This is a genomic window from Streptomyces barringtoniae (assembly GCF_020819595.1).
GTDB lineage: Bacteria > Actinomycetota > Actinomycetes > Streptomycetales > Streptomycetaceae > Streptomyces > Streptomyces barringtoniae.
The window spans coordinates 148,401-155,878 of record NZ_JAJHNP010000024.1; the positions used below are offsets into that span (position 1 = coordinate 148,401).

General features: G+C 71.2%; 6 protein-coding genes and 1 tRNA gene. All 7 read right to left on the reverse strand.

The genetic code is table 11. The annotated features are described in order from the left end of the window. Nucleotides 1-188 precede the first annotated feature (188 nt). Complete coding sequence (locus LMU33_RS34250) at nucleotides 189-2,144, reverse strand: PP2C family protein-serine/threonine phosphatase (RefSeq protein ID WP_228624777.1); 1,956 nt, start codon at nucleotides 2,142-2,144, stop codon at nucleotides 189-191. A gap of 733 nt (nucleotides 2,145-2,877) precedes the next feature. Then, nucleotides 2,878-2,951 (reverse strand) — tRNA-Ala (locus LMU33_RS34255). Nucleotides 2,952-3,042: 91 nt separating this feature from the next. Further along, nucleotides 3,043-4,266: a divisome protein SepX/GlpR gene (sepX, locus tag LMU33_RS34260; protein ID WP_228624779.1), complete on the reverse strand. Its 1,224-nt coding sequence runs from the start codon at nucleotides 4,264-4,266 to the stop codon at nucleotides 3,043-3,045. Nucleotides 4,267-4,438: 172 nt separating this feature from the next. Continuing rightward, nucleotides 4,439-5,062, reverse strand: coding sequence for a GNAT family N-acetyltransferase (locus LMU33_RS34265; RefSeq protein ID WP_228624780.1), 624 nt, complete (start codon nucleotides 5,060-5,062; stop codon nucleotides 4,439-4,441). Nucleotides 5,063-5,082: 20 nt separating this feature from the next. Continuing rightward, nucleotides 5,083-5,583 (reverse strand): MogA/MoaB family molybdenum cofactor biosynthesis protein, encoded by a 501-nt coding sequence (locus tag LMU33_RS34270; RefSeq protein ID WP_228624782.1) that lies wholly within the window; start codon nucleotides 5,581-5,583, stop codon nucleotides 5,083-5,085. Further along, entirely contained in the window at nucleotides 5,580-6,059 is a 480-nt protein-coding gene (gene moaC / locus LMU33_RS34275) for a cyclic pyranopterin monophosphate synthase MoaC (RefSeq protein ID WP_228624784.1), read from the reverse strand. The genes LMU33_RS34270 and moaC overlap by 4 nt, the downstream gene beginning before the upstream one ends. 85 nt (nucleotides 6,060-6,144) lie before the next feature. Continuing rightward, nucleotides 6,145-7,467 carry a molybdotransferase-like divisome protein Glp gene (glp, locus tag LMU33_RS34280; RefSeq protein WP_228624796.1) on the reverse strand — a complete coding sequence of 441 codons (1,323 nt, stop codon included), beginning with the start codon at nucleotides 7,465-7,467 and terminating at the stop codon, nucleotides 6,145-6,147. Between the last annotated feature and the right edge of the window lie 11 nt (nucleotides 7,468-7,478).

The window sequence follows — 7,478 nt, forward strand, 5'->3', positions numbered from 1 at the left end:
TGGACCTGAGGGGATTTGAACCCCTGGCCCCCTCGTTGCGAACTATGGGCCCGATGGTCGCTGAGGTTTGCCGAGCACGTCAGACGGTTGCCTGGGGTCGGTGATGGTCGGGGGTGGTTGCGGTGGTTGCTGTACTTCCCTGCTGTACAGCACTCGCGGTGACTACGGAGCTTGATCACGTGAGTTCATCAGGTGCGTCGGACGACCAGCACGGCGAGGTCGTCCGGGTGGTTCATCGCAATCGCGTCGTCGAGGATTCGGTCGGCGGTCTCCTCGGGGCTGAGTCCGTCGTGGAGGGCCTGGGCGGCCACTGCTCCGGTGTGCTCCAGTCCGGCGTCCAGCGAGAGGTCTGGCGCTTCGACCACGCCGTCGGTGACCATGACCAGCGCGGTGTCCCTGTCCAGCGTGAAGGTCTCCTGCGGGTAGTCGACGTCCGGCAGGACTCCCAGGACCGGACCACCCGGAAGCCGGCGGATGTCATGGCTGCCGTCCTCGTGGGCACACAGCAGGGGCACGTGGCCGGCGCTGACGCCGGTGACCTGTCCGTCGCGTGGATCGATGTGCAGCATGGTGCAGCTGGCGAACCGTGGTGCGTCCATCGCGACGAGCAGCTGATTGACGTGCGTCAGCACGGCGCCGGGGTTCGGTTCGTGGGCGGCGATCGCGCGCATGGCGCCGCGCACCTGTCCCATGAAGGCAGCGGCATCCACATCGTGCCCCTGGGCGTCGCCGATCTCCAGAGCCACCGCACCGTTCGGCACGGGGAAGGCGTCGTACCAGTCTCCGCCGATGTCGAGCCCGGCCCCGCGGGGCCGGTAGCGGGCTGCGACCTCCAGGCCCGGTAGATGTTCGGGCAGTGTCGGGAGCATGTGTCGTTGGACCGCCGTGGCCAGCTCGACGCGGGCCTGCTGTGATCTGATGCGCGCCAACGCCTGGCCTGCGAGCTCGGCCAGTGTGAGCATGAACGCACTCTCGTCCGGGGACGGACGGTGCCCGCTGTCGTAAGCCACCATCCAAGCCCCGAGCGGTCGGTCGCCGGGGGGGCCGAGGGGGGTGATCGACACGGCGGCGTCGGGGCCGGGCCATTGCAGGGGCGATGCGTCTGCGTGCGGCCAGCGGCGGAGGAATTCCTCCTGATTGGCGATGAATAGTGGCTTGCCGGTGCGCGTCGCCTGGGCCATCGGGGACTGCACGTCCAGCGATATGCGAGGCGGGACCTCGGCCCGCCACGTCAGCCCGCCATCCGAGGAGGCGAACAGGCGCCCGTCCTCGACGAGCATGAGCGCCGCGCCGCTGCCGCCGAAGGTCGCGGCGAGCCGGGTCAGAACGACCTGCCGCAGCTCCTGCTCGGTGGCAGTGCGGATGAGAGCGAAGGAGAACTCGGCGAACTCGTCGGCACGACGCCGCTCGACACCCAGCGCGGCCAGCATCCTCTTTCGGCGCGCCTCTTGCCGGGTGTCGTCGCGGATCGTCCCGAAGACCTGTTCCGGGCCGTCGTACCCCAGCTGGATCCTCCGGGTCTGGCAGGCCAGTTGGTGCCAGTCACCGCGCTCGGTCTGGAACCGCAGGCCGGTCCAGGGACGCCCGGTGGTCCCCGAGTCCAGGAGCTGCCGCAGGATGCCCCGGTCGTCGGGGTGGACGTGCCGGACCATCCAGGGCAGGGGCATCGAGGCCTCCGGGAACAGCGCGCCCACGGCGGGTGCCCCTCCCAGCCATTCGAGCTGCTCTACCTGTGGCAGGTACACGCACAGCCCGAGGCCGGCGGCCTTTGCCGATTCTCGGAACGGGATCAGCAGGCTGCCGAGGTCGTTGTGCACGTTCAGCGCGTGCACCCACACCAGCTGCTTGCCCCCGGCCGCAGTCGTCGGCCGCGCTTCTACGAGGGTGACCAGGCACACCCTGCCGGGCCTGGGAAGCTCCAGCACCCGCATCGTCAGCTGCTGCTTGTTCGCATTGGCCACGATGCGCTTGGCCACGGAGCGCTGACTCGTGGGCAGCAGCTCCCATATGCAGCGGCCCACACACTGTTCGGCCGGCCTGCTCAGCGCGCTGGCCATCGCTTCGTTCAGGGAGCGGACGGCGCCGTCCGGGTACAGCAGAGCCGACGGTTCTGCCCTTCGAAGGAGTTCGTTCGAGGCGTCCACGGGTCGCCCCCTTGCGATCGTCGAGCGATCACCTCATCGCTCCAATAATCGCATTCCAGTCTCTTCAGCGCGCTGCTGACACTTCAGGGCTATAGGGGACGAAATCGCCTGATCTGCTCTTTTCGCAACGCCTACCGAGTCCACCGTCTCCTGAAAGCAATCGATGCGAGGCGCAGCCATCAGCGAGGTCGGCGCAGCGACTTCGGCCGGGAGCTGCTTTGGCGCGAGTGATCACGGCCCCGTGAGCTTCCGGCGCGTCAGGCAGTCTGTGGACCTGCCCGGTAAGGCACGACGTTGGGGCCGTGATCTTCGAGGCTCGCGCCAAAGTGGCTGGCCAAAGTCGCGGAGCCGACCGCCCCAGCCACAGTGGGGTTCTCCCCCTCCCATAGCCGCGTCCGCCGTCCGGCTGGCGGCCTGGTGCGGGATCAGCGGGCCGTACGAGCGCCCGCGTATCTGGCAGCGTCGGCCCGCATGCCACCGCCACCACGATCCGGCCTCTTTCGGCAACACAAAGCGTCTTTGACCTGCACCGTCGGGGATCACCGTTCGTCCCCGTGCCCGTGTTGGAATGTGGCCGCTGCGTGTGGCGACCGACCGGCGCCGCCGCGCTTGGCGCGGCCCTCGGTTTGATCCGACCTACTGGTGTAGGCAACCGGGCGGAAAGCTGTACTTCGCTGCTGTACGACACGTCAAAGCCCCGGTCGGGATATCCCTACCGGGGCTTTGAGCTGCGTGGACCTGAGGGGATTTGAACCCCTGGCCCCCTCGATGCGAACGAGGTGCGCTACCGGACTGCGCCACAGGCCCTTGCAACGAGTGAAACTTTAGCATCCCGATCGGGGTGCTTGGAAATCCGTTCCCTGACTGGTCAGCGCGCCGTCCAGGAGTGTGGCGGGCGTCACTCGTTGGCCGCGCGCGGGCGGTCGCCGTCCTCGTACTGATCGAAGAGGGGGGTGCGTCCGCGCTCGCGCGCCCGGCGAGCGGAGGCCGCGCCGGGGTTCCCGCCGCGGGTGCGCGAGCGGGCGTGGGGCGTCGAGTCGTTGCGGCTGTCCGCCGGCTTGCCCTCGGGCTCGCTCGTCCGCTCGTCCGCGTCGGCCCGCGGCGCGGGGCCCGCCTCGTGCTCCGGCGCGACCGAGCTGGAACGCGCCGAACTCCACGTGTCGGGCGCCCCCAGGTCCACGTCGGAGGTGGCACGCGGCGCGACCGGCGCGGTCACGTACGTCGGCAGGGGCACCGGCACGGGGTCCCAGCTGTCCCCGCCGGGCCGCCGCTGCCGTTCGCGCTGCTGGTCGACCCACTCGGCATGGTCCGTCTGCTCGACCAGGGCGCGCCGGTCCGCGGCGAGTGCGGCGAGCCCGGTGTCCGTCTGGGCCTGAGGGGCGTCCTCCGTTTCGTCCGCGCCGGGTCCCGCCTCGAGGGGCGCGCGGCGGCGCGGCTGGCGCTCCCGCTCCCGCAGCCGCTGGGCGGCCACCTCGGCACGCCGGCGGTCCATCTGGTACGCGAAGCGGCGGCGTTCCTGGGAGCGCAGGTAGGCGATGTACGCGCTGAGCAGCACGGCCGGTGCGGCGGGCGCCCACAGGAAGGCGAGCCCGCCGACGGCAGCGACGATCGCGCCCAGCGTGAAGGCGAGGAAGAGGACCACGGTGGTGCGCCTGCGGCGCGCAAGGACCTTCGTGCGCCGAGCGCGCGCTGCGGCCGCCTGCGCCGAGGACGCACGCCGATCGGAAGGCACTGGCTTCTGCGCCGGTGCGGAGCCGGACTTGGACGCCGGTGCGACGTCCTTTTCGCGTGCCGGTTCCGCCCTCCCGGACGCCTCGGGTTCGGCGTCGGCGTGCACCTGACGGCGGGTCGGAGGCATGGCGAAGGCCCGGACGTCCACCGAGTCGGTGACGGCGTCCGGATCACCGGCGTCCGGCTCCCCCTCCTGGTCGGAGCGCGCCCGCAGGTCCTTGGCGTACCGGCGCTCCATTCCCGCCCGTCCGGATAGCAGCCGGATGGCGGTGCTGAAGCGTTCCGTCGGACGGGCCTCGTTCAGCTCGTCCTGCCTACGGAGCCACATCGGCACCAAGTAGGCGGCCCAGGCCCCGACAATGACTGCGTAGATGAGGCCGCTGCTGCTCACATCTCACACCGTAGAGGGGTTTGCGTGAGGCCATCCGCCAATTGAGCCGGTGTGTCGCACGATCCGGCTGATATTTCCAGCTTTTTTTGCGACCGATGCGATCAGCGACCACCTCGGGCGCGAATTCAATGCCCCTGAGACGGTCAACAACCGATCAATTTCGAACACATATTCAATTTCCAGTGCTCTGGGGTTTCTGCCGCACCTGCTGGGAGCGTGCCCGCTGCCACCGTGCGAGCAAACCGTCGGGCACCTCTTCCGCGGTGAGCGCGAACACCAGATGGTCGCGCCAGGCCCCGTCGATGTGCAGATAGCGCGGCCGGAGCCCCTCCTCGCGGAATCCGAGTTTCTCCACGACCCGGCGGCTGGGCCGGTTCTCGGGGCGAATGCAGACCTCGATGCGGTGCAGTCCGACGGTGCGGAAACAGTGGTCCACCACGAGCGCGACGGCCGTCGGCATCACCCCGTGCCCGGCCACCGCCTCGTCCACCCAGTAACCGACGTGCCCCGAACACATCGATCCCCAGGTGATCCCGGCGACCGTCAGCTGCCCGACGAGCCGCCCCTGGTACTCGATGACGAACGGCAGCATCCGGCCCGCGTTGGCCTCGGAACGCAGGTGCCGGACCATCTGGCGGTAGGTCGGCCGGTGCACTATCGGCCCGCTCGGCGTGGGCGGCGGAATGGTCGCCTCCCAGGGGCGCAGCCAGTCCCGGTTGCGCCGGTTCACCTCGCGCCAGGCCCGCTGGTCGCGCAGCCTTATCGGCCGGAGGACGACATCGCCGTCCGCCAGCACGACGGGCCAGGAAGGGCTGTTCAGCTCGCACCCCCGCTGCTGGGTCTGGGGTGGTCGCCGCCGCGGATCTGGTCGACGGCGTGAACCAGCAGGGGCTCCAGCACGGCGAGGCCGTCCCGCACCCCGCCCGTGGAGCCCGGCAGGTTGACGATCAGGGTCCGCCCCGCCACCCCGGCCAGGCCCCGGGAGAGCGCGGCGGTCGGAACCTTCTCCCGCCCGTGGGCCCGGATGGCCTCCGCGATGCCGGGCACCTCGCGGTCGATCACCGCGCGGGTCGCCTCGGGCGTGCGGTCGGTGGGCGAGATCCCGGTGCCGCCGGTGGTGACGATGGCGTCGTAGCCGGCGTCGACTCCCGTGCGCAGGGCCGCCTCGACGGGGTCCCCGTCCGGGACCACCCGGGGGCCGTCGACGTCGAACCCGAGGCTCTTCAGGCCGTCGGCGACCAAGGGGCCGCCCTTGTCCTCGTAGACGCCCGCGGCAGCCCTGTTGGAGGCGGTGACCACCAGAGCACGGTAGGTCATGCCCTGCTCCAGTCGCCCGACTTGCCGCCCGTCTTCTCCTCCACCCGCACGTCCGTGATGACCGCTCCCTTGTCGACCGCCTTGACCATGTCGATCACGGTGAGCGCGGCGACCGTCACGGCGGTGAGGGCCTCCATCTCGACGCCCGTACGATCCGTCGTCTTCACGGTCGCCCGGATCTCCACGGCGTCGTCCGCGACCGACAGATCCAGTTTCACACCCGACACCGACAACGGGTGACACAGCGGGATGAGATCCGGGGTGCGCTTGGCGCCCATGATCCCGGCGATCCGCGCGGTGGCGAGGGCGTCGCCCTTGGGCACCCCCTCGCCGCGCAGCAGCTCGACCACGCGGGGCGAGACGAGGACGCGGCCGCTGGCGCGGGCGGTGCGCGCGGTCACGTCCTTCCCCGATACGTCGACCATGCGGGCCGCGCCCGAGTCGTCGATGTGCGTCAGTCCGTCCTGCGTACTCATGGTGTGTGCCGCTCCCGGTCCGGGCCCGTCACAGTGCGGTGCGCGGGCCTGTTGTGCGCGACACGGTACCCCCAACCAGCAGGGCTCAGCCGAGCAGTACCACCTCGACCTCGGCCCCGGGCTCGACGCAGTCCACGTCCTCGGGGACGACGATCAGCGCGTCGGCGCGCGCGAGCGCCGCGATCAGGTGCGAGCCGGCGCCGCCCACGGGGGTCACCTCGCCGTCGCCGTACGCACCGCGCAGGAACTGCCGGCGCCCCTTGGGCGAGCGCAGCGCCTCGTCGGTCCTCAGGGTGGCCCGGGCACGGGGCCGGTGCACGTCCGTGAGGCCCATCAGGGCGCGGATGGCCGGACGGACGAACAGCTCGAAGGACACGTACGACGACACCGGGTTGCCCGGCAGGGCCAGCAGCGGCGTGTGGTCGGGGCCGATGGAGCCGAAGCCCTGGGGCTTGCCGGGCTGCATGGCGAGCTTGCGGAACTCCACGCCGCTGCCCGCCTCGTCCTCGTCGCCGACGTACGACAGCGCCTCCTTGACGACGTCGTACGCCCCGACGCTGACCCCGCCCGTGGTCACCATCAGGTCGGCGCGGACGAGCTGGTCCTCGATGGTGGAGCGCAGGGTCTCGGCGTCGTCGGCGACGGCACCCACCCGGTAGGCGATGGCGCCGGCGTCGCGTGCGGCGGCGGTGAGGGCGAAGCTGTTGGAGTCGTAGATCTGGCCGCCGGCCAGTTCCTCGCCGGGCTGGACGAGTTCGCTGCCGGTGGACAGAACGACCACGCGCGGGCGCGGGCGCACGCGTACCGTGCCGCGGCCGATCGCGGCCAGCAGCGCGATCTGCGGCGGGCCGAGGATCGTGCCGGCCTCCAGGGCGCGGTCGCCGGCCTTCACGTCGCTGCCCTTGGCGCGCACGTGTGCGCGTGCCTCGGCGGGCCGGTGCACGCGCACCTGCCCCTCGGCGCCCTCGGGGGCCAGGCTGCGCGCCCGCATCCCGCTCACCGGGCCTTCCCCGAGCCCTCCGTCGGTCCACTCCACGGGGACGACGGCCTCGGCGCCGGGCGGCAGCGGGGCGCCGGTCATGATGCGGGCGGCCTGGCCGGGGCCAACCCGGAGCGGGGCGGCGGCGCCCGCCGCGACGTCGCCCACGACCTCCAGGACGGCCGGGAAGTCCTCACTGGCGCCCGCCACGTCCGTGACCCGCACCGCGTACCCGTCCATGGAACTGTTGTCGAACGGCGGCAGGGACACCGGCACCGTCACGTCCTCGACCAGGACGCAGCCCTGGGCGTCGAGCAGCTGCAGCTCGATGGGTTCGAGGGGGCGGACGGTCGAGAGGATGTCCTCCAGGTGTTCGTCCACCGACCACAGGTCGTCCGGGCCGGCGGGGCGGGTCGCGGCGCTGCTCAAGATTGCTGCAT

Excerpts from the sequence above, each read along its gene's own strand:
- LMU33_RS34270 (WP_228624782.1), bottom strand. The coding sequence starts at position 5,583 with ATGACCTACCGTGCTCTGGTGGTCACCGCCTCCAACAGGGCTGCCGCG.
- moaC (WP_228624784.1), bottom strand. The coding sequence starts at position 6,059 with ATGAGTACGCAGGACGGACTGACGCACATCGACGACTCGGGCGCGGCC.